The organism is Niveispirillum sp. SYP-B3756 (genome assembly GCF_009495745.1).
Classification (GTDB): Bacteria; Pseudomonadota; Alphaproteobacteria; order Azospirillales; family Azospirillaceae; genus Niveispirillum.
Map to the genome: position 1 here is coordinate 1 of NZ_WIDQ01000004.1, position 24,624 is coordinate 24,624.

Below are 24,624 nucleotides of genomic sequence, written 5' to 3' on the forward strand. Positions count from 1 at the left end.
GGGCCGCAGCCGCTTTCCGCCGGGACAGCGGACGACGCGGTGCCTGGCGTCGAGTTTGAAACGGCGCACGGGGATGATGCCCTTCTTGGGGGCTCGTTCGACCTTGGTGGGAATGATGGCTTCGATGCCGCGCGCTTCCAGGTCGGCAAAGATCCGCGTGATGGCGTAGCTGGCATCCATGGTCGCCACCTGGATGGCGACGCCGGTGGTTGCTGTAATAGCATCAAGTTGGGCTTCGGTCATCTTCGTGTCATGGACGGCACCGGTGGTCACCGCCACGTCGAGCACCACACCCCGCTCGGCGTCTACCGCCGTGTGATGCTTGTAGGCGGGCTCGCTCCGGCGGCCGGTCTTGTTGGTGGTCAGCGTGGCATCGGGATCGCTGGTGCAGATGGCGGTCTGCTTCTTGTTCTTCTTCTCACCCTTCGCCGGCGGCGGCGGGCCATCGCCCCGATCTTCCCCGCTCTCCTGCGGATTGGCGGTCTCAACGGCGTCGACATGGCGCCGCGCGATGGCATCCCAACTGACATTGGCCCGGATCAACGAACTGTCGATATGGACAATCTCGCCTTTGGCGATCCGGGCGGCGATACAAGACTGGACGGTACGCACGAAAATCTGGCGGAACCGATCCACCCCCCAGCGCTGGCGGATGCGGGTCAGGCTCGAATGGTCCGGCAATGGCTCATGCAGCCCATAGCCGATGAACCAGCGGATCGCCAGATTGACCTGTGCCTCCCGCATCAGCCGCCGGTCATGAACAATGCCGAGCAGCATCCCAGCCAGCATCAACCGAACTGCAACCTCAGGCGCAATCCCAGGGCGGCCCGTCTGAACGCTGTAAAGATCGGCAACCTCCGCCTCAAGCCAACCCAGATCCAGAACCTTATCAACCCGAACAAGCACATGGTCTGCTGGCAGCAGCTCCCGCAGCGAGCACGCCACAAACAGCTCAGGCTGACGACGATCCTTCTGACCCAACATGGCGATGCCTCCCGTGACATCGCCATCGAATCAAAATGTTAGGGCTTTTTCAACAGGCCCGGGAGATTGGTATTACCGTTCCAGCGCCAGCTCAATGGCCGGGCGCATGGCCATGGTGGCGGTATAGCCCAGCTCGATCAGCTCATCGGCCTTTTCGAATTCCAGAATGCCGATATGGCCGATGCGCGGGGTCAGCAATACGTCGGGCGGCTCACCAGCCAGACGGGACCGGGTGATGCGGTCCTGCATGATGTCGATGGAACTGGCCATCACCTCCAGCACATTGGGGGTGGGTTGTTTGGGGGCCATGAACTGGGCGGCCATGCTGCGGGTCCGTTCGCCCATGGCGTTCAGCTTGGCCGCCAGCTGTGCCAGTGGCTTCGGTGCGCCGCCGCCGCCCGACGCTCCCCCGCTGCCGCGCGGTGCCGGGGGGTGCTCGGCCGTCCCCTCATCGCTTTCCAGCAGATGATCGGGCAGGGAGACATTAACCGGCCCCAACTGCGCCTTGGACAGGCGCGGCAATTGCGACAGGTCGCCATTCAGGTTGACGGCGATGACAATCTCCGCCCCCAGCGCGCGGGTGAGAGAGACAGGCACCGGGTTCACCAGCGCCCCGTCGGCCAGCCACATGCCCTGGAAGGGCACAGCCGGAAACAATCCTGGAATGGCGGCCGATGCCCGCACCACATCCAGCAGATGGCCTTCCCGCAGCCAGACCTCCTTGCCCGTCGCCAGATCGGTGGCGACGGCGGCAAAGGGGATGGGCAGCTGTTCAATGGGGATATCGGTGTGGGGGTTGCGGAACGCCTCATAGGCCTTTTCAACGCTGACCAGCCCGCCGCGTGACAGGGTGATGTCCAGCAGTTTGAACACGCCCAGCATCCCGAAACCCTGGGCATAGCGCTGCAACGCGTCCAACTGGTTGGTCAGATGGGCCGCCCCCACCAGGGCGCCCACCGAGGTGCCACAGATCATGGCGGGCTTGATGCCGATCTCCTCCAAGGCCCGTAACACGCCCACATGGGCCCAGCCGCGCGCCGCCCCGCTGCCCAACGCCAACCCGATCTTCATGGCACCCCCTGTGGAACCGCGCACACCCATGCGCTAAACCAATGTGCTATAATAACACACCAAAGTCGGTTGTAAGAAATGTGTGAAATCGTGTTTTTTGGTAGTAACTTCCGGTGTGCTGTTTGAAGGATGATCAATGCGTGCGTTGCTTTCCCGTTTGCTCTGGCCTGGGTTGCTGGCACTGTGCATCGCTGGTTATTGGCTGGGGTGGCAGTCCGGTCAGGCGGTTCTTGCCTTCAATCTGACATATTTCGGATTGGCGGCGGCGCTATTGTTGCTGGAACGGTTGATGCCCTATGAACCGGCCTGGGTGCCCAGCGACGGTCAATTGTTCAACGATATCGCCCATACGGTGCTGAACAAGGGGCTGGGGCAGGCGATCGCCGCCAGCCTGGCCATTGTTGGCGTTTCCCAGGCCCCGCCCACGGTGGGCGGCTGGTGGCCGGAAAGCTGGCCGCTGGCGGCACAAGTGGCTTTGGCCTTGGTGGCGGGTGAATTCGGTCTTTATTGGGCGCACCGCACGGCGCATGAATTCCGCGCCATTTGGCATTGGCACGCCATCCATCACAGCGTCACCAAACTGTGGATTGTCAATACCGGGCGTTTCCATTTCCTGGATTCGCTCTGGAAGACTGGCTTTGCCCTGACGATTGCCTATCTGGCGGGGGCGCCGCGCGATGTCATTCTCTGGGTGCTGGCCATCACCGCCTATATCGGCTTTCTGACCCATTGCAATGTGCAGATGGTGTGCGGCCCGCTGAACTGGATTTTTTCCACGCCAGAGCTGCATCGCTGGCACCATAACCGCGACCCGATTGAGGGGAACTGCAATTACGGGGAAAATCTGATCATTTGGGATATCGTGTTCGGCACAAGGCTGTTGCCAGCCGACCGCAAGCCGCCCAGCAATGTCGGCTGCAAAGATCCCGTGCCGTCCAGTTTCCTGGGCCAGTTGGCCTACCCGTTCGATGCCTGGAAGCGGCGGGATTTCTGGAACAAGAAGGTGGTGTGACGGGTGGTGCAGTTGGGGTAATGCCACTGCCGGTTTGAAACCGAGAACCTAATCGGATTTCTTTTTCCCCGATAGAAATGGGGTAGCTGGCGGATAGGATGCCGTTGCCCCCTTATTCAATCGGGGGGCACCATGGCCGGCAGAATCGACCTTTATCTGCGTGAACTTACCCGCAAGAAGGATGAATGGTTTGGTGGGCCCTGTGCCAACTATGCCATCGCCTACGCCAATGCCTATGACTCGTTTGTCAGTACGCTGAAGGCGGAAGAGGAGTATCAGAAGCGCCAGGCTGAACTGTTCCTTCTGGCTGCATCGGTGGCGACCAGCACCATCATGATCGCCGCTTTCGCCAGCGCGTCACTGCGAACGCTCGCTGGCAGGGCGGCCCTGCAGGTGATCTGTGCCAATAATCTCAACCGTACCTTCAACGCCCTCTATGCCGTCAGCAACAATAAGGCGGCGATGTTTGCCATCGGCGCCTTGCTGGATGGGGCGAAGTCCGCCGCTTCAAAGAAAATCACCGAAGTGGCGCAAAAGCTGATGATGAATTCGAGCAATATCATCTCATCCTCTCCACTGATCAAGAAAATCCAGATCGACCAGTTCATCTATCTCAGTTCGGCCTGCGCCCAAGAAATTGCGGCAATCGTACAGGACGATACGCGGATGTCCGGTGATGAGCGAAACGCCATCATGGATCATTTGGAGAGGGCACCAATCTTCAATCCCCCTGCCGGAAGCATTGATTATACGCTGCTGGCGAAACGGATTGAGCTCGCCATGTTCATGAACAGGATACTGGAATCCGACTATCTGGTTGATGTGCCTTTTCAGGCGAATATTACTGGAAGCAGTCCAGCGATTGGTTTCGTGGGTTTTCGCCGTAGCCCTGAAAGTCCCATCCAGCAATTGCCCAGCGCTAAGGACTATCCACGCCCCAAGCCTGGGGAGAGGTATCCAGTGGGTATTGGTGCGCATCAGCGCGTCCGCTATGAAGAACAGGGTGATACTGTCAAGAAGCACATTGATAGTTTGCATAAGGATATATTCGGAAAGAAGCCCTTCTACGATGGTTTCCCAACTTACTGGTCCTCCGACGGCGGGCCTAATCCTCAACTGATCAAGGCCGAGCAGACATTGTACAGCCTCGCTGATAAGACACGCCCGTTGCGCATCGATACTGTTCGGGTTTGACGTCATGAAAGCGACAGGCGTGTTTCAGCGCAATGCCGGCATATGGCTGCTGCTGCCGATCCTATTCCTCCTGACTGCCTGTGGGCGGGAGGAAGGGGAGGCATTGGATGCGGCGCTTTTGAAGGGCGAGCGGGTTGCTGGGGTCTATACGTTGATGCCGCAATATCCCGAGTCGGCGGTGAATGCTTATAGTCCCTCTAAAATGGATTCCTTGGCCGCTGAAGCGCAGGCTTTGCGTGAGATCATTGCTCGGCGGTTTGACGTGCAGAGAATGGAAGCAGCTTTGCTCACCGATCTGGCGGCCCTGCCATCCCCACCCGTTGCCGCTTCAGATTATCTTGCCGCAATCGAAGCTTTCATCAAGGCGATGGACAAGATTAATCAGGAGAATGTGGAGAATCTTGAACAGACGCAACGGAGCCTGAAGACCAGCCTTGAAAGCCGGACAGATCGCCCGGTGCTGGAACATCTGGCCCAGGCGATGGCTTTGCCTGAAATTGGTGGCGAGCAGGCCTTGGTGGCGCGCCGGATGGTGGAAATTATCAGGCTTGGTGTAGTTAAAGAAAAGGAGCAACTGCGGGCTATGCGCGAAGCCGAGCGGGTGCAGCTTGTTGATCAGATTATGGAAACCACCCGGCAGCAGCCGGAGGATGAGCAGATACCCCCATTCCAGTCTCCTCTTGCGATAGAGGGCTTGCGACGGTTTTCTACAGCGACCTTAACGCGGCTGGCTCCACATGAGCTTGAAACTCTCAAAAAGTTCTATCTAAGCGCGGAAGGGCGCAAGAAATCCCAGACCCTGGTGTCAGCCTTCAAACGCCAGATCGACGCCGACAGCCGCCTGATGCTGTTGGATTATCTGGATTACCTGCGCAAGTGACAGCCGGGCCGCCCTGTTTCAGGCGGCCCGGACCTTTCCCTTACTCCGCCGCCGCACTGATGGTGGGTGGCGGGTGACGCCAGCGGGAGAGCAATTCCGCCTCGCTCTCCTTGGCCTTTTTCAGATGCGCCATCTTAACATGGCCATAGCCGCGAATATGTTCCGGCACGGCGGCGATTTCCACCGCCAGCCCATGATTGGCCGGTGACAGGCCGGCCAGCAATTCTTCCACCACGGCGATGTAGTCGCTGATCAACTGACGCTCCAGCTTGCGTTCCGGGTGGCGGCCGAAAATGTCCCAGCGTGTGCCGCGCAGCCCCTTCAGCCTGGTCAGCAGGCGGAAGCCCAGCAGCATGGCGGGCCCGAACTCCTGCTTTTTCAACTGCCCCGTCGTCGGGTCCACCGGGGCGGTGGCGGGCGGGGCCAGATGGAATTTCAGCTTATAATCGCCTTCAAACTGGCTTTTCACCTGTGCCAGGAAACGCCCGTCCGTGTAAAGCCGCGCCACCTCATATTCGTCCTTATAGGCCATCAGCTTGAACAGATAGCGGGCCACGCTGCGGGAAAGCTGGTCACGGCCAGGGGTGCGCTGGGCCTCCATCGACTGCACCCGGTCCACCAATGCCTTATAACGCCCGGCATAGGCTTCATCCTGATAATCGGTCAGGAAGGCGACGCGGCGTTCCACCATTTCCTCCAGCGTTTCCGACAGTTTGCGGTGGCCGAAGGCACCGGTTGTGTCGGCCTTGGGCGTGGCGGCGTCGATAACGCGGGCCGGGTCCACCGCAGCGCGGCGGCCCCAGCGGAAGGCCTCCATATTCATCTTCACCGCAGCACCATTCATCTCAATGGCCTTTTCGATGGCGTCGGCGCTGGTGGGGATCAAGCCTTTCTGCCAGGCATAGCCCAGCATGAAAAGGTTGGTGGCGATGCTGTCACCACACAGGGCGGTGGCGATCTTGGCGGCATCCAGGGCATGAACCGCATCCGCCCCGCCGACGGCATTGGCGATGGTGCGGGTCAGGCTGCCCGATGGCACGGTGGCATCGGGGTTGGTGATGAAGGCGGCGGTGACATTTTCCGCCGTGTTCACCACCGCCTTGGTGCGGCCGGGTGCCATTTTGGAGATGGCATCGGCATTGGCCGCCACCACGATATCGCAGGCCAGCACCAGATCGGCCCCGCCGGCCACGATGCGGTTGGCATGGATCAGGTCCGGCCGTTCGGCGATGCGCAGATGCGAGGTGACGGAACCACCCTTCTGCGCCAGCCCGGCCATATCCATGGCGGTAAAGCCGCGCCCTTCCAGATGCGTGGCCATGCCCAGGATGGCCCCGATGGTGACAACGCCGGTACCGCCAATGCCGGTGACCAGGATGTTCCAGGGACGGTCCAGCGTGGGGATTTCCGGCTGGGGCAGGGGGCCCCACTCATCCCCATCCTTCTTCGCTGCCGGCTTGGGCTTTTTAAGGCTGCCACCTTCCACCGTCACGAAGCTGGGGCAGAAGCCCTTCAGGCAGGAGAAATCCTTGTTGCAGCTCGACTGGTCGATCTGGCGCTTGCGGCCAAATTCGGTTTCCACCGGCACGACGGAGAGGCAGGAAGATTTGGTCGAACAATCGCCGCAGCCTTCACAGACCAGTTCATTCACCACCACCCGCTTGGCCGGATCGGGGAACTTGCCGCGCTTGCGGCGGCGGCGCTTTTCGGCGGCGCAGGTCTGTTCATAGATCAGGATGGTGACGCCCTTTTCCTGCCGCAGGTCGCGCTGCACCCCATCCAGCTCGTCGCGGTGGAAGATTTTGGTGCCGTGCGGCAGGCCGCGCCCCAAGCCATATTTCTCCGGATCGTCAGAGACGACGACGATGCGCTGCACCCCCTCCGCATCCAGTTGCTGGGCAATGTCGAAGACGGAGAGGTTGCCATCCACCGGCTGCCCGCCGGTCATGGCCACGGCGTCATTATAGAGGATCTTGTAGGTGATGTTCACCTTCGCCGAAACGGCGGCGCGCACCGCCAGGATACCGGAATGGAAATAGGTGCCGTCGCCCAGATTGGCGAAGACATGGTTTTCCTCGGTGAAATGGTTCTGGCCGATCCAGTGCACGCCCTCGCCGCCCATCTGGCTGAACACATCAGTGTTCCGGCCCATCCAGGTGACCATGTAATGGCAGCCGATGCCGGCCAGCCCCCGGCTGCCGTCGGGCAGCTTGGTGGAGGTATTGTGCGGGCAGCCGGAGCAGAAAAACGGCGTACGAACGACGGTGGAGGAGGATGCGGCGCGGGCCATCCGCGCCTCGACCCTTGCCAGCCGCTCACTGACATAATCATTAGGCCCGAAGGAGAGCAACCGGGCCCCCAGCACGCGGGCAATGTCGATCGGGTTCAGCTCCGCCTTTTCGGTGAAAAGCGGCTTGCCCTCATGATCGGTCTTGCCCAGCACGCGGGGGCGGCGGTCCCAGTGGAAAAGCTGTTCCTTGATCTGGCTTTCCAGCAGGGAACGCTTTTCCTCCACCACCAGCAGTTCCTCGGTGGTCTGGGCAAAGGCGCGCATCCCCTCCGGTTCCAGCGGCCAGGACATGGCAACCTTATAGATGCCCAGCCCCAGCTCAATGGCCAGTTCCTCCCCGATCTCCAACTCATCCAGGGCCTGGCGCACATCCAGATAGGATTTGCCGATGGTGACCAGCCCCAGGCGGGGGGCGGGGTGGCCGAAGACGACCTTGTCGAGATTGTTGGCGCGGGCGAAGGCCTTGGCGGCATTCAGCTTCCAGTCGATCATCCGCGCTTCCTGGATCAGCGGGGTGTCGTGCAGCCGGATGTTCAGCCCGCCGGGCGGCAGAGCGAAATCCGTCGGCTCCACGATGCTGACCCGCTGCGGATCAAGCGAGACGATGGCGGTGGTGTCGATGGTGTCGGCAATGGTGGTGAAGCCAACCCAGGCGCCGGCATAGCGGGACATGGCGAAGCCGACCAGCCCCATATCCAGGAATTCCTGCACGCCCGCCGGGTTGATCACCGGCATGAAGGCATGGATGAAGGCCTGGTCGGACTGGTGCGGCAGGGTGGAGGATTTGCAGCTATGATCATCGCCGGCAAAGGCCAGCACGCCACCATAACGGCTGGTACCGGCGAAATTGGCGTGCTTGAGGGCGTCAAGAGAGCGGTCCACCCCCGGCCCCTTGCCATACCAGATGCCGAACACGCCATCGACATTGGAGCCCTTCCACAGGTTCACCTGCTGGCTGCCCCAGACGGCGGTGGCCCCCAACTCCTCATTCACGCCGGGCTGGAAATGGATATTGCCCTTGGCCAGAAACTTCCGCGCCTGCCACAGCGCCTGATCATAGGCGCCCAGCGGCGACCCACGATACCCGGAGATGAAGCCGCCCGTATTCAGCCCGGCCGCCAGATCACGCTGCCGCTGCAGCATCGGCAGCCGCACCAGCGCCTGGGTGCCGTTCATGAAGGCTGTGCCCTGTTCCAGGGCGTATTTGTCATCCAGCGAAACGGTGGCGAGTCTACGGGCGGCGTTGCTCATGAAGCGTCCCCTTATTGTATCGATGCCCTATGACGCACCGATAGCCTGAACCTGTTCGTTCCAACCGTAACGCTAAAAAATAGGTCAATTCTACTGACTTATTTTCGGTCCAAACCGGGGTCTGTTCGGCGTGGGATCGTGCAGGAAAAGGGTGGGCCGGGATCGTTCATTACTGCTGCGCTGCGGTGACGCGGCGCAGCAGAGTGAAGTGGGGCATTTCCGAGTCGCAGCAGGATTTTTCTGCCCTTATGGTCCTTGATGCCGTGGCCTTTGGATGAAGTGCGTGACCGGCCGCATCTTTTATTAAAATAAGGGGTACGCGACGCGGCGATGATCAACTTAACCGTCTGATATGATAAAAATACTCTTTTTAACGAACCATAGAATGACGACGTTTGTACGTAAGGTGGTTCAATAAAATACGTTGTGATTCAAGACCCTACATTTTGTCGTTTCTCGGGATTGTCAAGCGCAGGTGACGGCGGTCGCTTATTGCGTTAATATTTCTTAAATTTCCAAAACGGACACAACGATCATGGCTAAAACCGACCCCTCCACGCTGCCCTATCGGCCGTGCGTGGGTATCATGCTCATCAACAAGGATGGGCACATCTTTGTGGCCCGCCGGGTGGATACGCCGGGCGCCTGGCAGATGCCGCAAGGCGGCATTGATGCGGGGGAGAGCCCCAGGGTTGCTGCCTTGCGGGAACTGGAGGAGGAGATCGGTACCGGTAAGGCCACCGTTCTGGCGGAAAGCGGCCAATGGCTCAGCTATGATCTGCCGCCCAATCTGCTGGGCAAGGTCTGGGGCGGCAAATATCGCGGCCAGACGCAGAAATGGGTGGCCTGCCGGTTCACCGGCGCGGACGCCGATATCAACCTGGATACCGATCACCCGGAATTCGATGCCTGGCAATGGGTATCTTTGGTTGACTTGCCCACCATGATTGTCCCGTTCAAGCGGGCGATCTACGAGGCGGTTGTACAGGAATTAGGCCATCTGGCCGTTCCCGCCTGAGGGGCCATGTTCTCCACCAGGGACGGGCGCAGTACCCGTCCCTGGAGACATTTCTATTCTTAACGGACGATCGGCACCCGCGCGTCGGAATGCCAGAAGGACCAGCGTATCCCGGCACCGACATTGACGTTCAGATCATCCCGGTGCAGCGGGCTGTCCGTGTTGGCAGCACCACCATAATAGCCCACCTGGGCGGCGGTGAAGATCAGCAGGTTTTCGGTGACCGGATAGGCGACGCCCAGCGTCGTCTTGGTACCGATATAACCGCTTTTGGCGCGATAGGCCGGGCGGTCCGGCGTGGCGTAGGCCCGGTCCACCTGATAGAAATACTCATTCACCCCGTCATAGCCGAAGATCGGCCCGACCGAGCCATAGGCACGCAGCGGCGTGCCCATGAATGCGCGGTCAAACACGCTGAGCTGCGGATTGACCGTGAAACCTTCATAATCGAAGGCGACAAAACGGGTGGCGATGACGGCACGAACTTCCAGGGACAGGTCTACCTGCACCGGGTCTTTCTTGGGATTGAAGTGCCAGGTTGCCTTCGGCCCGGCCTCGATCAGCAGATCCAGGTCCGGCATTCCGGCGCGGGCCTTGTTATCCTTGCTGTCCACATCAAAAGCGCCATCAAGCCCGATATCGATTTCCAGTCGCTCGTCGGCAAATTCCTTGCGGGCGCGCACGAAGCCGTCATCGCCAATGCGCAGCGTGTTGCCGCGATAGATGATGTAGGGGAGTGGCAGGGCACGGAACTGCCCCTCCGATGCCGCTGGATAGTGGCTGACATAGCCACCGGCGGCCAACACGCCCGCTTCCCAGAGTGGGGCGGTGTCCGTGGTGGTTTCGGTGCCGATCAGGGCCGATTGGGCAAAGGCAGCGGGTGCCCCCAGCAACAGGGCGGCAGAAAGGGCGCTGACGAAGGAAAGGCGCATGGTGGACGGGGCCTCGTGGCGGCATCGCGGTCGCGGCTAGTCCTAACCGAAACAGCGCCTTGTCGCCAGCGATGCGAAAGGGGGGCAGGTCCGCGTCCCCTTTCCACCAAGGGGCACGGGACGTACCCCTTGGTATTCACCTGCTCCCGCAAAAGTGCCGGGCCGGCGAAGGAGGTGCTCCTTACTTCTTGGACCGGCCCATGAAAGCCTGGAAGGCGGCGATGGCTTCGGGGGAGCGCAGGCTGCGGCTGAAAATCTCCGCCTCCTTCGCCATCACGGCCAGCACTTCCTGCGGGTTGGGCTTCATCAGCGCCTTGGTCTGGCGCAGCGCTTCGGCCGGCTTGGCGGCCAGGGCGCGGGCCTTGGCCGTGGCGGTGGCCGCCAGCGCTTCCACCGGAACGATGCCGGACAGGATGCCGGCCTGCTTGGCTTCCTCCGCCTCCAGCGGCTCGCCCAGCATCAACATGCGGGCGGCGGTGGCGTGGCCCATGGTGCGCGGCATCAGCAGGCTGCTGGCCGCCTCCGGCACCAGTCCCAGATCAACGAAGGGCACATGCAGCCGGGCATTGGGGGCCGCATAGGTCAGGTCGCAATGGAACAGCATGGTGGTGCCGATGCCCACCGCCTGGCCTTCCACGGCGGCCACCAGGGCCAGCGGGCTGGTGGCCAGCGCCATCAGGAAGCGGAACACGGGGGCATCCGGCCCCTGCGGCGGGTTGGCCAGGAAATCGCCAATATCATTGCCGCCGGTAAAAAAGCCGCCGGCCCCGCTGAACAGCACCGCGCGCACCTGCCCGCCGTTGGCCGCCTCTGTCAGGGCATCGGCCATGGTGGCATACATGGCAGCGGTCAGCGCGTTGCGCTTGTCCGGCCGGTTCAGGGTGATGTGACGCACGCCCTCTTCGTCACGCAGCAGAATATGATCGCTCATCGGACAATTCCCCCTGTTCAGGTTTGATTGCCGTCAAGGACGCCGCAAGCCGGGCGGGGCGTCAAGGTAAATGCGCACGGTCGTGCGGAAATTTGCGGCTTATCCACGCCGTGGTTTGCCTTTGGTCAGGGCGGCCCGCCCGGCCACGGCCAGCGCGTCGCGGGCCCAGGGCAACAGGCTGTCCGCTTCCTCCAACGCTTCGGCCGGTGGGGGATAATATCCCATGGTGCGATGGGGCTGATCGGGATAAGGGGCAAAGGGCAACCGGCCCCGCGCCAGATAGGCGGGACGGTTGCCATCATCGACCTTGAAGTAAAGCTCGTCCCCGGCGATCAGGGCGAAGGTTTTGCCATCCAGCGACAAGCCCCAGCCGCCGAACATGGCACGCGCCAGCACCGGCCCTAGCGGGGCCAGCAGATCAAGCACATGGCTGACAAAGGGCGGCAGGGCCCGGGGCGGCGGGGTTTTCCGGCCGCCGGCCATGTTACTTTTTCCGGAAAGCGTCCAGCGCCACCACAGTGCCGGTGGGGCGGGGCGTATCATCATCGGCCTTGGCGGGCCCGGCCTCTTCCTCTTCCACCACCATGATGTCAAGGCCGCCTTCCTCATCCTCATCGGGCAGGATGGCGGCCATATCGTCCGGCTGGAACTGCAAAACGAAATTCACCGACGGGTCGGCGAAGGTGACGATGGCAACATAGGGCACGACCAGGCGGCGCAGCACGCCGCCAAAGCTCAGCGTCACGCCGAACGTATCGGCATCCACCGTCAGATCATAGAACTGGTACTGCAGAACAATGGTCATTTCCGACGGGTATTTGGCCCGCAGATAATCCGGGATATCAACATCGGGCGCGTCAGTGCGGAAGGTGATATAGAAATGATGTTCACCCGGCAGCTGGCCACCCAGGCCCAGCACCTCACGCAGGGCCTGTCGCACCACGCTGCGCTTGGCGGCCTCGACCATGCGGTCATAGCGGAGCAAATCCTCAGACATCGGTACGGCAAACCCCTGGCAAGAACGAAGCGGGCGCAAAAGCCCGGAACCCACATCCTGCAAGACAAGCCTATTATCGGCCGATAATCAAGCATTGCACGCGTATGACTGTACGACGCGCCCCCGATTTGTCATTTTTCTGTGTGCGCACCTGCGAAAGCGGGATGGCGATGGGCCTCCCCCTTTTTGCTGCGCCCATGCTATTGCTCTGCCCGCCCCCCTGCCTTTGCCGCCAAGGACAGACCATGGCCGACAAGCTGCCCCTTTCCGCCTTCATCATCGCGCTGAACGAGGCTGACCGGATTGGCCCGGTGATCCGCGCCGTGCGTGATTGGGTGGATGAGGTGCTGGTGATCGATAGCGGCAGCACCGATGGTACCCAGGCCCTGGCAGCGTCCCTGGGCGCCCGCGTCATCCATCATGACTGGCCGGGTTACGGCCCGCAGAAACGGTTTGGCGAAATGGAATGCCGGCATGACTGGCTGCTGAACATCGATGCCGATGAGGAGGCGGTGCCGGAACTGGAAGCGGAGGTGCGTGCCCTGTTCGCCGCCGGCACGCCGCCGCTGCAGGGCTATCGCATCCAGACGGTAATGACACTGGACGGCCAGCCCCGGCCCCACCGCTTTGCCCCCCGGCATCATTACATCCGGCTCTACGACCGACGCCATGGCCGCTTTGCCGACAGCGAAACCCATGATGCCGTCATCATGCAAAGCGGTGCGGTGGGGCAGCTTCGCTCGATCATCGTCCACCGTTCGATTCGGTCCCATGCCGATCTGATCGGCAAACTGAACCGCTATAGCAGCGCCCAGGCGGCGGAAATCATGGCCAAGGGCAAGGGTAAGCGCTTCTCCGCCCTGCGGCTGATGGCGGAATTTCCCATCAACCTGTTCCGGTATTTCTGTCTGAAGGGCTATTGGGTGTTCGGGCTGCAAGGGCTGGAAATCGCCGCCATCATCGCCTTTTTCCGCTTTGCCCGCATCGCCAAGGTGCGGGAACAATTGCGCAAAGGATAGGTCGCAGAACTTTCTACCTAAGCCCTCTTGAACGGTCCCGGCCGCACCTTATCTCGTGGCTTGATCCGGGCCCCTCTGGCAGCCGAGGCGTCGGCTGTGATGTCGGAACGCACATTCCTCCCGCTTGACGCAAGCATCGTTGGACGGAAGCGCTCCTATGGAGTTCCTGCTCTCACTCGTATCAGATCCCTTCCTGGGTAAACCGCTGTGGATCTGGTTGTTTTTCATTAGCATCGTCATTGCCCTGCTGGTCTTCGACCTGGGCGTCCTCAATAAGAAGGATCACGAGATCGGCGTGAAGGAAAGCCTGGTGCTTTCCGCCTTCTATATCGGTATCGCTGCGCTCTATGGTGGCTGGGTCTGGTGGTATCTGGGGGCGACACCCGGCATCCAATATTTCACCGGCTTTGCCCTGGAAAAGGCGCTGGCGCTGGATAACGTCTTCGTTATCTCGCTGATTTTCAGCTATTTCGCCATCCCGCGCCTGTATCAGCACCGGGTTCTGTTCTGGGGTATCCTGGGCGTCATCATCCTGCGCGGCATCATGATCGCGCTGGGCGCGGCCATCGTGAATGAATGGTCGTGGATGCTCTATATCTTCGGTGCCTTTCTGCTGTTCACCGGCGTGAAGATGCTGTTGGCCAAGGATGAGGAACAGTCGATGGAAGGCAATCGCATGATCGCCTTCCTGCGCCGTCACATGCGGGTGACGGATGAGCTGCACGGCCATGCCTTCTTCGTGAAGAAGCCGGACCCGCAGACCGGCAAGCTGGTGCGCTGGTCCACGCCCTTGTTCCTGGCGCTGATCACGGTTGAATTTGCCGACGTGGTGTTCGCGGTGGATAGCGTGCCCGCCATCTTCGCCATCACCACCGACCCGTTCATCGTCTATACCAGCAACATCTTCGCCATCCTGGGCCTGCGCGCGCTGTATTTTGCGCTCGCCGCCATGGTCCACCGCTTCCATTACCTGAAATACGCGCTGGCCCTGGTGCTGGTGTTCATCGGTGCCAAGATTTTCTGGAACCAGATCTATGGCAAGCTGGACCCGGCGATCTCGCTCTCTGTCACCATGGTGCTGTTGAGCGGCGGCGTGCTCTACTCGCTCTATCGCACCCGCAAGGACGAGAAGGCGGTCGCGGCAGAGTAACCTTTAACCGGCCGCCATGAGGCATCATGGCGGCCGCGTCTGCCCAGGGCGGAAAGCGGGTTCCCCGGCTTTCCACCTTTTCATTTTCAGGGTGGGTGTATCAGGCGGGGAGCAGCCGCTTTTCCCCCATCTTGAACCACGCCTTCACGATCTCGCCCTCCGCCACTTCGTAAAGGCACAGCACATCGACCTCCCCCTTGCCTTCGGGGAAGTTGCGGGTGACGGTTTCATGGTCGGCCACCAGATTGCCGACCAATGTCCGGCTGATCAGCCGGCCATACAGGTCCGGTTCCCTGAACCGTTCCACATGCCGGGCGCGGATTTCCGCCGCACCACGGGCCAGCGGCGTGTCGGGGAAGGCGTAGTAGAGGCAATCCGCCGCCCAGGGCTCCATGAACCGCTCAATATCCTTGGCATTATAGGCATCCAGCTGCCGGGCCACGGTGAGCGTGGGATCACCGGACGGGATGGGCTGCTGATCGGACATGCTGCTTATCGGTTGCAGGAAAGCAAAAAACCCCCGCATACCGGACGTATGCGGGGGACCGTGGTGCGGACGGGATCAGCCCAGCAGCAGATATCCGACATTGTCAACCACCCCGGTGGAATGGGTGACCGCGTCCAGCCCCAGGCCGGAAAGTGTCAGGCTGACATCGATCTTGCCGTCGCCATCCATGTCCAGATGCCAGGTGGCGCCCTTATAGCCGTCTGCCCCACCCGATTGTTCGTCCAGCACGATCTTGCTGTGGGTCGGATCCCAACCCCAGATGGTTATGGTCTCCTTCGCATCCCGTTGGAAATCCGTCACAGTGCTCCAACTCGTGCGGTTGGCGGCCCCGCTGGCATTGCGGCCATCGATGAAGAAACGGTCGCTGCCTGCACTGCCGGTGAGGAAGTTGGAGCCGAGGCCGCCATCAATGATATCATCGCCGGCACCGCTGTTGACGGCGTCGTCGCCTTCCAGCGCGTTGATCAGATCGCCCTTGTTGGTGCCGATGACGATATCGCCGTTGCTGGTGCCGGCCAGGGCCCATTCCTGGCCGAATGCGGTAACGGCAGGGGTGGGCGACACCAGCTTGCCGTTCAGCAGCATCTGCTTGTCGATCATGCGGCCGGTTGTATCAATCTCCGTATCGGTGAAGCGGAAGCTTTCCACCCCGAAGCTGGTGATGGTGCGCCCGGCCCCGGTCAGGATCACCGCCTGATCGCTGCTGCGCGTGGTGATGGCGTAGGTGCTGGCGGCGCTGTTGAAGACCAGCACATCCTCCCCTGTGCCGCCAATGATGGTGTCATCCCCATCGGTGGCCAGGATCGTGTCGTTTCCGGCCCCGCCATCAATCTGGTTGGCCAGATAGTTCCCTTCCAACTGGTCGGCAAAGGCGCTGCCGGTCAGCCGTTCGATCCAGGTGCCGTGATTGATGGTGAAGGCATTGGCGGCCACCACCGACGTGGCGGCCGTCCCGATCCAGTTCAGGCTGCCGGGCACCAGGCTGACCTGGACACCAGCGCTGGCGCCGGACAGGTCCATCCGGTCGCTGCCGCCGCCATCCCAGAAGAAATGCGTGGCCGTGCTGGCCCCGGTGATGCTGTAGACATCATCGCCGCTGCGCACGGTGGGATCGGGACCATAGTAATATTGCAGCGCCGCGACATCGAAATCCCGCAACCGCTCCGTCGAGCTGTTCCAGAGGGAGAACAGGCTGCCGGCCCCCACCTCCGTCGATGAAAGCTGCGGTGGTTCGTTGCCATAGAGCGTGGTGGCATGTTTCAGCCCCAGCGCGTGCAGCAGCTCATGATGGAAGATGTACCAGTTCTCGGCCAGGCCCGCCCGCGTGTCGTAAACATTGTTGGCCAGCCAGACATCGGCCTGGCCCCCGGCAGGATAGCCGGCAAAACCATAGGCCGTGGTCATGGAGATGGTGCCGAAGCGGATATTGGCCGCTGCCGGATCATTCACCTCCACAAAGCTGAGGCCGGTGACGTTGGCATAATTGGCCAGCGCCGCGCGGGCCTGGGTCTTCTCCGCCTCTGTCAGGGGGCTGAAATCAGGATAGTTCGCGGCGGTGTACCCCGTCGGCAGGGCGCTGTAGAAGGCATAGCTGACGGTGACGGGCGCCTGGGTGGCCGTCGCCCAGCTGGCATCCGTGGGGTTGCGGAAGGCGTCGATCCAATAGGCGTCGCGGAACCGGCCCCAATTGGTCAGGTCGATGCGGCCATCATTGAACACCAGGGTTTCCACGCCTGACAGCCTGTCTGTACCGCCGGCGCCGCTGACCAGGGTGAAGCTGCCATCTTCCTCGTTCCGGGTGATGGTGACGGCGGATTTGGCCAGCGCATAGACGGCCTGATCCTGGCCATCACCGCCGATCAGCGTATCATTGCCGCGCCCGCCGGTCAGCGTGTCATTGCCGGCCCCACCATCCAGCCGCAGGCCCTTGCTGCCGATATCGCTGAGGCCGCTGAGGCGGGAGATGCCCAACTGGTCATTTCCATCGCCGCCATTCAGCGTGTCCGTGCCCAGCCCGCCCAAGATTTTATCGTTGCCGGCCCCACCTTCCATCAGCAGGCTGCGGCTGCCGCGCGTATCGGTGCTGGGGAAGGTGATGATATCCAGGTCATCATCCCCCTCGCCGCCTTGCAGGGTGTCCTGCCCGCCGCCGCCGCGCAGGCTGTCATTGCCGGCCCCGCCATCCAGCAGATTGCCGCCGATCGCCACCCCGTCGCGCGGCAGGCTGCTGTACAGCGTGTCATTGCCAGCGCCGCCCTTCAGGGTGCTGGTACCGCCGGCGCTGCTGATCAGGTCGTTACCTTCGCCGCCATCCAGCAGGCCGCCGGTCAAGCCGTTGGGGGCGGAGACAGAGATCGCGTCGTTACCGGTGCCGCCCAGCAGCGTATCGCCGGACCCGATATCCCCGATCAGGCTGTCATCGCCATCCCCGCCATCCAGCAGATTGCCGGCCAGCGGCAGATCAGCGGGCAGGGTGGCCGTGCGCAGGGAGAGCAGGTCATTGCCATCCCCACCCAGCAGCGTATCGCGCCCGGTGCCGCTGGTCAGGCTGTCATTACCGGCACCACCCTGCATCAGGGTGCCCAGAATGACCGCTGCACTGCTGTTGCTGGGGATGGAGACATAAAGCAGATCGTCGCCATCGCCGCCCGCCAGCGTGTCGCGCCCGGTGCCGCCGATCAGCGTATCATTGCCGCCATTGCCAGTCAGGCTGTCATTGCCAGCCCCGCCGGAAAACCGTTCGGCAAGGACGCCACCGGTGATGGTGTCATTGCCATCGCCGGTGGTCAGTTCAAACTGTTCGACATTGATCAGGGTCAGCGATCCGCCCATCCAGTCGGACCAGACCCCGTCGGTCACGCTGAACCGCAGATCGGAATTCACGTAATAGGCCAGCGCCACCCGGTCGATACCGGCCCCACCATCAACCGTGTCGCCTTCCATCCGGCCGGGGAAGAAAACATCGTCGCCGTCCCCGCCTGACAGGCTGTCGGCCCCGGCCCCGCCGCCGATGAAATCCCGAAAGCGCCCGCCGGTGACCGTATCGGCCCCGGCACCCGCATTGATCGCATTCAAGGTGTCATTATTGCCGATCAACCGGTCATTGCCGGCAGTACCGGCGGTAAATAATAATGACTGGTCGGTGAAATCTATACGCTCAACATTGATGATACTTTGAATGTTGGAGCTGTTGAGGTCACCATTTTCCAGCCAGGACAACAGGAAACCCAGAATGGTGCCTTCCGCCAGATTACGGTAATTTTCCTGAACAGCACTGCTGCTGATGTTGGTGCGGTAGATATCGTACCCGTTGCCACCGTCGATATTATCATTACCGGTGGTCAGGTTGATGATATCATCACCGTCGCCACCCTTGATATCGTCATAGCCATCGGTACCCGTCAACGTGTCGGCACCGGCCGTGCCTGTTACCGTTGCCATTCTCCCACCCCGTGCTGTCAGCGAGAAATGATTCAATTTTATTGTAATGCGAGGCAACTATACACAGCAAGGTCGGGATAAATCCAGTGTGGAAGGGGGTGGGAAACGGCCGCCCGTATGTTTCCATTTGGGCGTCGTTCCAACGGAAAATTTTCGCTACTTGCCCGATTTTCAATAATATTTGTCGGGGAAACAATGCGCCCGGCCCGGCGCATTGCGCAAAGGGGGGTGGGCTTTTCCGCCCCCCGATCGTGATTACCGCAGTGCTTCTGCACCTTCCGGCAGGTGGCGGGCGATGACATCGGCCAGACGGCGGATATCGGTGGCACGCGGGCTGCCCTTGCGCCAGACCAGCGCCATGGTGCGGTGCGGGGCCGGGCTGGCAAAGGGGCGCAGGGAGACCTGGCCATTGCCGGCCAGCAGCGGGGCGGCCAGGGCCGGCAGCAGGGTCAGGCCCAGCCCGCCCGCCACCATTTCCACCAGGGTGGGCAGGGAGGTGGCGGCGAATCCGGCCCCCGCCTGGGCCCCGGACAGGGCGCAGACATCCAGAGCCTGATCGCGGAAACAATGCCCATCTTCCAGCAGCAGCAGGCTTTCATCCTGCAACTCGCCCTCCGTCACCGCATCGGCATTGTCCAACCGATGGCCACGGGGCAGGGCCACCAGGAACGGTTCCTCATAAAGCGGCAGCACCTCCACCCCCGGTTCCAGCACCGGCAGGGCCAGCAGGGCCATATCCAGGTCACCGGCGCGCAGCCGGTCCAGCAGCCGTTCCGTCAGGTCTTCGCGCAGGTAGAGCTTCAGCTCCGGATAGGCCCCGCGCAGCGGCGGCAGCACGCGCGGCAGCAGATAGGGCCCGCTGGTGGGGATGACCCCCAGCCGCAGCGCGCCCGACAAGGGCCGGCCCGACGCGCGCATGGCCTGCGACAGATCATCCACCTGCCCCAGAATCACCCGCGCCCGTTCCACCGCATCTTCCCCTGCCGGGGTCAGCAGCACACGGTGCTTGGTGCGTTCCACCAGGGGCGTGCCCAGCATATCCTCCAGTTGCTGGATCTGGGCGGAGAGCGAGGGCTGGCTGATATGGCAGGCGGTGGCGGCACGGCCGAAATGCAGCGTGTCGGCCAGGGCCACCAGATAGCGCAATTGGCGCAGGGTAATGTTCACCGGGTTCATTGGCCCATCCTATGGCCGCAGTCGGAACTTGCGATTAGCTTTTTTTGCTGCGCTGCCCCCATATACGTCCCGTCACCGATAGCCATATAAGGGCTGCCGGTGACGCCCAGGCGCACCGGCCGCTCAATCACAAAAGTGGAGTTGTTCATTATGTTGACCGTTGGCGATAAGTTTCCCGCTTTCGACCTGAAGGCCACTGTTTCCACCGACATCAAGTCCGCCTTCACCACCATCAACAACGACACCTACAAGGGCAAGTGGCTGGTCGTGTTCTTCTGGCCGAAGGACTTCACCTTCGTGTGCCCGACCGAGATCGCCGCTTTCGGCAAGCTGAACGGTGAGTTCGCTGACCGCGACGCCCAGGTGCTGGGCGCTTCCATCGACACCGAGTTCGTGCACCTGGCCTGGCGCCAGAACCATGCCGATCTGAAGGATCTGCCGTTCCCGATGCTGGCCGACGTGAAGCGCGAGCTGTCTGCCGATCTGGGCGTGCTGGACAAGAACGAAGGCGTTGCGCTGCGCGCCACCTTCATCGTCGATCCGGAAGGCATCATCCGCTTTGCCTCCGTGCATGACCTGTCCGTCGGCCGCAACGTTCAGGAAGTGCTGCGCACCCTGGACGCCCTGCAGACCGACGAGCTGTGCCCCTGCAACTGGCAGAAGGGCGAGGACGTTCTGAAGGTGGCCTGATCCCCCATTTAAGGGCCATTTTCTGACGACGGATGGGCGCCGGCATCCCTCATGCCCAGGGCGCCCATCCACCCTCTTTGACCGATTTCCTGCCGCGTACCGACCTGTCGATTTCCTTCCGGGTCTGGCGGCGGCACTTTTATCATCGGTTTCCATCACATCGCCTGATCCCCGTGTCCCGGCCGCGCGATTGCGCCCGCACCAGGATTGTTGTGACCATTTCCCAAGGAGATGACAATCATGTCCATCGATGCGCTGAAGTCGCGCCTGCCCGAATACGCCAAGGATCTGAAGCTGAACCTGGGTTCGGTGCTGAACACCTCTTCCCTGTCGCCGTCGCAGGCCTGGGGCACGGCCGTGGCCGCCGCCTTTGCCAGCCGCAACGCGGAAGTGACCAAGGCCATCGTCGCCGATGCCAAGCAGCACCTGGATGATGCCACGCTGACCGCCGCCAAGGCCGCCGGCGCCATCATGGGCATGAACAATATCTACTATCGATTCGTGCATCTGGCCGGCAACAAGGAATATTCCAAGATGCCCGCCCGCCTGCGCATGAACATCATCGCCAATCCCGGCGCACCCAAGGTGGATTTCGAGCTGTGGTCGCTGGCCGCCAGCGCCGTCAATGGCTGCGGCATGTGCATCGACGCCCACGAGCACGAAGTGATCCAGAAGGGCGCTTCCAAGGAAAATGTGCAGGACGTGGTGCGCATTGCCTCTGTCATCCATGCTGTCGCCTCCGTCCTGGATGCCGAGGACGCGCTGGCTGGTTGATTGTTGGTATATGATCGACGTTGAAAAACCCCGGTACCGCTGGTGCCGGGGTTTTTTGATTTGGGGCTTGACCGTTTTCATTATTTCGATGATTGTTGAAATATGGAAATCAAAGCTGCCACCGACGCCTTCGCCGCCCTGTCCCAGGAAACCCGCCTGGGCATCTTCCGTCTGCTGGTGCAGGTGGGGCCGGATGGGTTGACGGCGGGGGAGGTGGCGCAACGCCTGGGCGTCGCCCCCTCCACCCTGTCGCATCATCTGGCGATGCTGGAACGGGCGGGCTTGCTGCGTTCCTGGCGGGTGCAGCGTCATATCCATTACGCGCCGGATTTCGACGGCACGCGTCGCCTGCTGGCCTTCCTGGTGCAGGATTGCTGCGGCGGCCGGCCAGAACTGTGCGGGGAAGGGCTGCTGGCGGCGGTTGGCGTCTGCACACCCGCCTGCAGTCCGGACGCACCCCACCCCATCCCTGTCGGAGCGTGAGATGAGTGATCAGCCCTATAATGTCCTCTTCCTCTGTACCCATAACTCTGCCCGCAGCATGATGGCGGAATGCATTCTGAACCGGCTTGGCAAGGGCCGCTTTCGGGCATTCAGTGCCGGCAGCCAGCCATCGGGCCGCATCAACCCCTTCGTGCATGATCTGCTGGCCCATCTGGGGCACGATGTCTCGGCATTGCGGTCGAAAAGCTGGGACGAGTTTGCCGGCGCCGATGCGCCGCAGATGGATTTCATCTTCACCGTCTGCGACAGCGCCGCCGGCGAAGTCTGCCCCATTTGGCCCGGCCATCCGATGACCGCCCATTGGGGCTTCGCCGATCCGTCATCGGCCGGCGGCAGCGATGCGGAAAAGGCGGCCTTCACGGCGGAGATTTACCGCCAGATTGAACGGCGCCTGCAGCTTTTCGTCAACCTGCCACACGCCTCGCTGGACCGGCTGGCGATGAAGCGGCATCTGGTGGAAATGGCACAGCAGGAAGCCCTGTCATGACCGACATCACCATCTATCACAACCCTGCCTGCGGCACGTCGCGCAACACGCTGGCCATGATCCGCAACAGCGGCGTGGAACCGGTGGTGATTGAATATCTGAAGACCCCGCCCACCCGCGCGGTGCTGGCCGACTTGATCGCCCGCATGGGCGTGCCTGTGCGGGCGGTGCTGCGGGAAAAGGGCACCCCCTATGCTGAACTGGGGCTGGATGATCCCAGCCTGTCGGATGACGCCCTGTTGGATGCCATGCAGGCCCATCCCATCCTGATCAATCGCCCCATCGTGGTGACGCCGCTGGGCGTGCGCCTCTGCCGCCCGTCGGAACAGGTGCTGGACATCCTGCCCGCCGCACAGAAGGCCGCCTTCACCAAGGAGGATGGGGAGGCCGTGGTGGATGCGGCCGGTAACCGTCTGCGCTGATCCGCTTTCCCCTGTTTCCCCCATCGAAGGCTGCCCTGATCATGGCGATGCCCGCCCGCCGTCTGTCCTTTCTGGACCGTTTCCTCACCCTGTGGATTTTTGCCGCCATGGCCCTGGGGCTGGCGCTGGGCAGCCTGTTCGACGGGGTGCCGGCCGCCCTCGACCGGCTGTCCATCGGTACCACCAACATCCCCATCGCCATCGGGCTGGTGCTGATGATGTATCCGCCGCTGGCCAAGGTGCGGTACGAGGAATTGCCGCAGGTCTTCGCCGACAAGCGTATCCTGGCCCTGTCCTTGATCCAGAACTGGATCATCGGCCCCTGCCTGATGTTCGCGCTGGCGGTGATTTTCCTGCATGACCGGCCGGATTACATGACGGGCCTGATCCTGATCGGTCTGGCCCGCTGTATCGCCATGGTGCTGGTCTGGAACCAGTTGGCCTGTGGCTCCAACCAGTATGTGGCGGGGCTGGTGGCCTTCAATTCCATCTTCCAGATCCTGTTTTTCAGCGCCTATGCCTGGTTCTTCCTGGGCTTCCTGCCGCCCTTGCTGGGGCTGGAGGGCAGCGTCATTGACGTGTCGTTCCAGACCATTGCAGAAGCAGTGCTGATCTATCTGGGCATTCCCTTCCTGGCCGGGTTCCTGACCCGGCGGGTGCTGATCCGTGCCAAGGGGGAGGATTGGTATGAAAACCGCTTCCTGCCCCGCATCTCCCCGCTGACGCTGGCGGCGCTGTTATTCACCATCGTCGCCATGTTCAGCCTGAAGGGGGCCGATATCGTGCGGCTGCCGCTGGACGCGCTGGCCATTGCCGTGCCGCTGACGCTCTATTTCTTCATCATGTTCCTGGTCAGCTTCTTCACCGGCAAGCTGATCGAGGCGGATTACCCGCGCGCCACCGCCGTGGCCTTCACGGCGGCGGGCAATAATTTTGAACTGGCCATCGCCGTGGCCATTGCCGCCTTCGGTCTGGCTTCGCCTGTGGCCTTCGCCGCCGTCATCGGCCCGCTGGTGGAGGTGCCGGTCCTGATCTTGATGGTGCAACTGGCCCTGTGGCTGGGCCGCCGCTGGTTTCCGCTGACAGCCCCGGTTAAGGAGCAGGTGTAATGTCCCGTCTGCGTTATTTAAGCGATCCTGATCACCTGCCGGCCCTTGATCCCGCCTATGCCCATCGTCTGCCGGGCCTGGGGTTGGGGCCGCTGGACCCCAAGCCGCGCATCCTGTTGCTGTACGGTTCCTTACGTGACCGCTCCTTCTCCCGTCTGGCGGTGGAGGAGGCGGCGCGGCTGCTGGAATATTTCGGGGCGGAGACGCGCATTTTCGATCCGTCTGATCTGCCCTTGCCTGATCAGGTGAAGGGCGATGACCACCCGGCCGTGCATGAGCTGCGCGACCATGCCATCTGGTCGGACGGACAGGTCTGGTGCAGCCCTGAACGCCATGGCCAGATTACCGGCATCATGAAGGCGCAGATCGACCATCTGCCGCTTGCCATGGGGTCCATCCGGCCGACGCAGGGCCGCACGCTGGCAGTGATGCAGGTTTCCGGCGGCTCGCAGAGCTTCAATGCAGTGAACAGCCTGCGCCTTCTGGGCCGCTGGATGCGGATGTTCACCATCCCCAACCAATCCAGCGTCGCCAAGGCGTTTCAGGAATTTGATGCCGATGGCCGGATGAAGCCATCCGCCTATTACGACCGCATCGTCGATGTGATGGAAGAGCTGGTGCGCTTCACCGTGTTGCTGCGCCCCCATGCGGCCACGCTGGTGGATCGCTATTCTGAACGCCGCGAAGCTGATCAGCCCGTCAGTGCGGCGGGTGAACTGGCGAATCAGGCGCTGGGGCGGGTGCTGTGATAAATTGCTGTGTCGGTGCCACTTCATAACCGTCA

The 24,624-nt window shown here is 61.9% G+C and carries 23 protein-coding genes; 13 read left to right on the plus strand and 10 right to left on the minus strand.

What is annotated here, in order from left to right; genetic code table 11:
• Together GE253_RS09830 and GE253_RS09835 are read right to left on the minus strand one after the other, a co-directional pair.
• The coding region (locus GE253_RS09830) for a transposase (protein ID WP_153203977.1) at positions 1-984 on the minus strand (984 nt) is incomplete at its 3' end.
• Between the two features lie 72 nt (positions 985-1,056).
• Positions 1,057-2,055, minus strand: a complete 999-nt coding sequence (locus GE253_RS09835) for a patatin-like phospholipase family protein (RefSeq protein ID WP_153203978.1) — start codon at positions 2,053-2,055, stop codon at positions 1,057-1,059.
• A 136-nt stretch (positions 2,056-2,191) separates the two neighbouring features.
• On the opposite strand from GE253_RS09835, the gene GE253_RS09840 reads away from it, so the two are divergent.
• The 3 genes from GE253_RS09840 (at position 2,192) to GE253_RS09850 (ending at position 5,141) form a co-directional block, all read left to right on the plus strand.
• The gene (locus GE253_RS09840) at positions 2,192-3,067 is read left to right on the plus strand and encodes a sterol desaturase family protein (protein WP_153203979.1); all 876 of its coding nucleotides are present in this window, start codon (positions 2,192-2,194) and stop codon (positions 3,065-3,067) included.
• Positions 3,068-3,199: 132 nt separating this feature from the next.
• A complete protein-coding gene (locus GE253_RS09845; RefSeq protein ID WP_153203980.1) occupies positions 3,200-4,261 on the plus strand; it encodes a hypothetical protein in 1,062 nt (353 codons plus the stop codon).
• A gap of 4 nt (positions 4,262-4,265) precedes the next feature.
• Positions 4,266-5,141, plus strand: a complete 876-nt coding sequence (locus tag GE253_RS09850; protein WP_153203981.1) for a hypothetical protein — start codon at positions 4,266-4,268, stop codon at positions 5,139-5,141.
• Between the two features lie 40 nt (positions 5,142-5,181).
• Here GE253_RS09850 and GE253_RS09855 read toward each other — a convergent pair whose 3' ends face one another.
• The gene (locus tag GE253_RS09855) at positions 5,182-8,682 is read right to left on the minus strand and encodes an indolepyruvate ferredoxin oxidoreductase family protein (protein WP_153203982.1); all 3,501 of its coding nucleotides are present in this window, start codon (positions 8,680-8,682) and stop codon (positions 5,182-5,184) included.
• A gap of 535 nt (positions 8,683-9,217) precedes the next feature.
• Between GE253_RS09855 and GE253_RS09860 the strand changes: the two genes are divergently transcribed.
• A complete protein-coding gene (locus GE253_RS09860; RefSeq protein WP_153203983.1) occupies positions 9,218-9,700 on the plus strand; it encodes an RNA pyrophosphohydrolase in 483 nt (160 codons plus the stop codon).
• A gap of 59 nt (positions 9,701-9,759) precedes the next feature.
• Here GE253_RS09860 and GE253_RS09865 read toward each other — a convergent pair whose 3' ends face one another.
• From GE253_RS09865 to GE253_RS09880, 4 genes are all read right to left on the minus strand, one after another.
• Complete coding sequence (locus GE253_RS09865; protein WP_153203984.1) at positions 9,760-10,632, minus strand: MipA/OmpV family protein; 873 nt, start codon at positions 10,630-10,632, stop codon at positions 9,760-9,762.
• A gap of 181 nt (positions 10,633-10,813) precedes the next feature.
• Positions 10,814-11,563, minus strand: a complete 750-nt coding sequence (locus GE253_RS09870; RefSeq protein ID WP_089286128.1) for an enoyl-CoA hydratase-related protein — start codon at positions 11,561-11,563, stop codon at positions 10,814-10,816.
• 99 nt (positions 11,564-11,662) lie between these two features.
• A complete protein-coding gene (locus tag GE253_RS09875; protein ID WP_153203985.1) occupies positions 11,663-12,046 on the minus strand; it encodes a TfoX/Sxy family protein in 384 nt (127 codons plus the stop codon).
• Position 12,047: 1 nt separating this feature from the next.
• Positions 12,048-12,560: a ClpXP protease specificity-enhancing factor SspB gene (locus GE253_RS09880; RefSeq protein WP_153203986.1), complete on the minus strand. Its 513-nt coding sequence runs from the start codon at positions 12,558-12,560 to the stop codon at positions 12,048-12,050.
• Between the two features lie 245 nt (positions 12,561-12,805).
• On the opposite strand from GE253_RS09880, the gene GE253_RS09885 reads away from it, so the two are divergent.
• Positions 12,806-13,579 (plus strand): glycosyltransferase family 2 protein, encoded by a 774-nt coding sequence (locus tag GE253_RS09885; protein ID WP_153203987.1) that lies wholly within the window; start codon positions 12,806-12,808, stop codon positions 13,577-13,579.
• A 157-nt stretch (positions 13,580-13,736) separates the two neighbouring features.
• The gene (locus GE253_RS09890) at positions 13,737-14,729 is read left to right on the plus strand and encodes a TerC family protein (RefSeq protein WP_153203988.1); all 993 of its coding nucleotides are present in this window, start codon (positions 13,737-13,739) and stop codon (positions 14,727-14,729) included.
• A 100-nt stretch (positions 14,730-14,829) separates the two neighbouring features.
• On the opposite strand, the gene GE253_RS09895 is transcribed toward GE253_RS09890, so the two are convergent.
• The 3 genes from GE253_RS09895 to GE253_RS09905 form a co-directional block, all read right to left on the minus strand.
• Positions 14,830-15,216, minus strand: a complete 387-nt coding sequence (locus GE253_RS09895) for a nuclear transport factor 2 family protein (RefSeq protein ID WP_153203989.1) — start codon at positions 15,214-15,216, stop codon at positions 14,830-14,832.
• A gap of 75 nt (positions 15,217-15,291) precedes the next feature.
• The gene (locus GE253_RS09900) at positions 15,292-18,678 is read right to left on the minus strand and encodes a hypothetical protein (RefSeq protein WP_153203990.1); all 3,387 of its coding nucleotides are present in this window, start codon (positions 18,676-18,678) and stop codon (positions 15,292-15,294) included.
• Positions 18,679-18,933: 255 nt separating this feature from the next.
• Positions 18,934-19,854 (minus strand): LysR substrate-binding domain-containing protein, encoded by a 921-nt coding sequence (locus GE253_RS09905; protein WP_153203991.1) that lies wholly within the window; start codon positions 19,852-19,854, stop codon positions 18,934-18,936.
• Between the two features lie 150 nt (positions 19,855-20,004).
• Here GE253_RS09905 and GE253_RS09910 point away from each other — a divergent pair, with 150 nt between their 5' ends.
• The 7 genes from GE253_RS09910 (at position 20,005) to arsH (ending at position 24,589) form a co-directional block, all read left to right on the plus strand.
• A complete protein-coding gene (locus tag GE253_RS09910) occupies positions 20,005-20,544 on the plus strand; it encodes a peroxiredoxin (protein WP_089286192.1) in 540 nt (179 codons plus the stop codon).
• 240 nt (positions 20,545-20,784) lie between these two features.
• Positions 20,785-21,318 carry a carboxymuconolactone decarboxylase family protein gene (locus tag GE253_RS09915; RefSeq protein WP_153203992.1) on the plus strand — a complete coding sequence of 178 codons (534 nt, stop codon included), beginning with the start codon at positions 20,785-20,787 and terminating at the stop codon, positions 21,316-21,318.
• A 102-nt stretch (positions 21,319-21,420) separates the two neighbouring features.
• Positions 21,421-21,801 carry a winged helix-turn-helix domain-containing protein gene (locus GE253_RS09920; protein WP_089286194.1) on the plus strand — a complete coding sequence of 127 codons (381 nt, stop codon included), beginning with the start codon at positions 21,421-21,423 and terminating at the stop codon, positions 21,799-21,801.
• A 1-nt stretch (position 21,802) separates the two neighbouring features.
• On the plus strand, positions 21,803-22,309 hold the full coding sequence (locus GE253_RS09925) for an arsenate reductase ArsC (RefSeq protein WP_153203993.1): 507 nt from the start codon (positions 21,803-21,805) through the stop codon (positions 22,307-22,309).
• Positions 22,306-22,731 carry an arsenate reductase (glutaredoxin) gene (gene arsC, locus GE253_RS09930; RefSeq protein WP_153203994.1) on the plus strand — a complete coding sequence of 142 codons (426 nt, stop codon included), beginning with the start codon at positions 22,306-22,308 and terminating at the stop codon, positions 22,729-22,731. Before GE253_RS09925 ends, arsC begins: the two co-directional genes overlap by 4 nt.
• A gap of 47 nt (positions 22,732-22,778) precedes the next feature.
• Positions 22,779-23,840, plus strand: a complete 1,062-nt coding sequence (gene arsB, locus GE253_RS09935; protein WP_211101430.1) for an ACR3 family arsenite efflux transporter — start codon at positions 22,779-22,781, stop codon at positions 23,838-23,840.
• Positions 23,840-24,589 (plus strand): arsenical resistance protein ArsH, encoded by a 750-nt coding sequence (gene arsH / locus GE253_RS09940; RefSeq protein WP_153203996.1) that lies wholly within the window; start codon positions 23,840-23,842, stop codon positions 24,587-24,589. The genes arsB and arsH overlap by 1 nt, the downstream gene beginning before the upstream one ends.
• Positions 24,590-24,624: the final 35 nt, after the last annotated feature.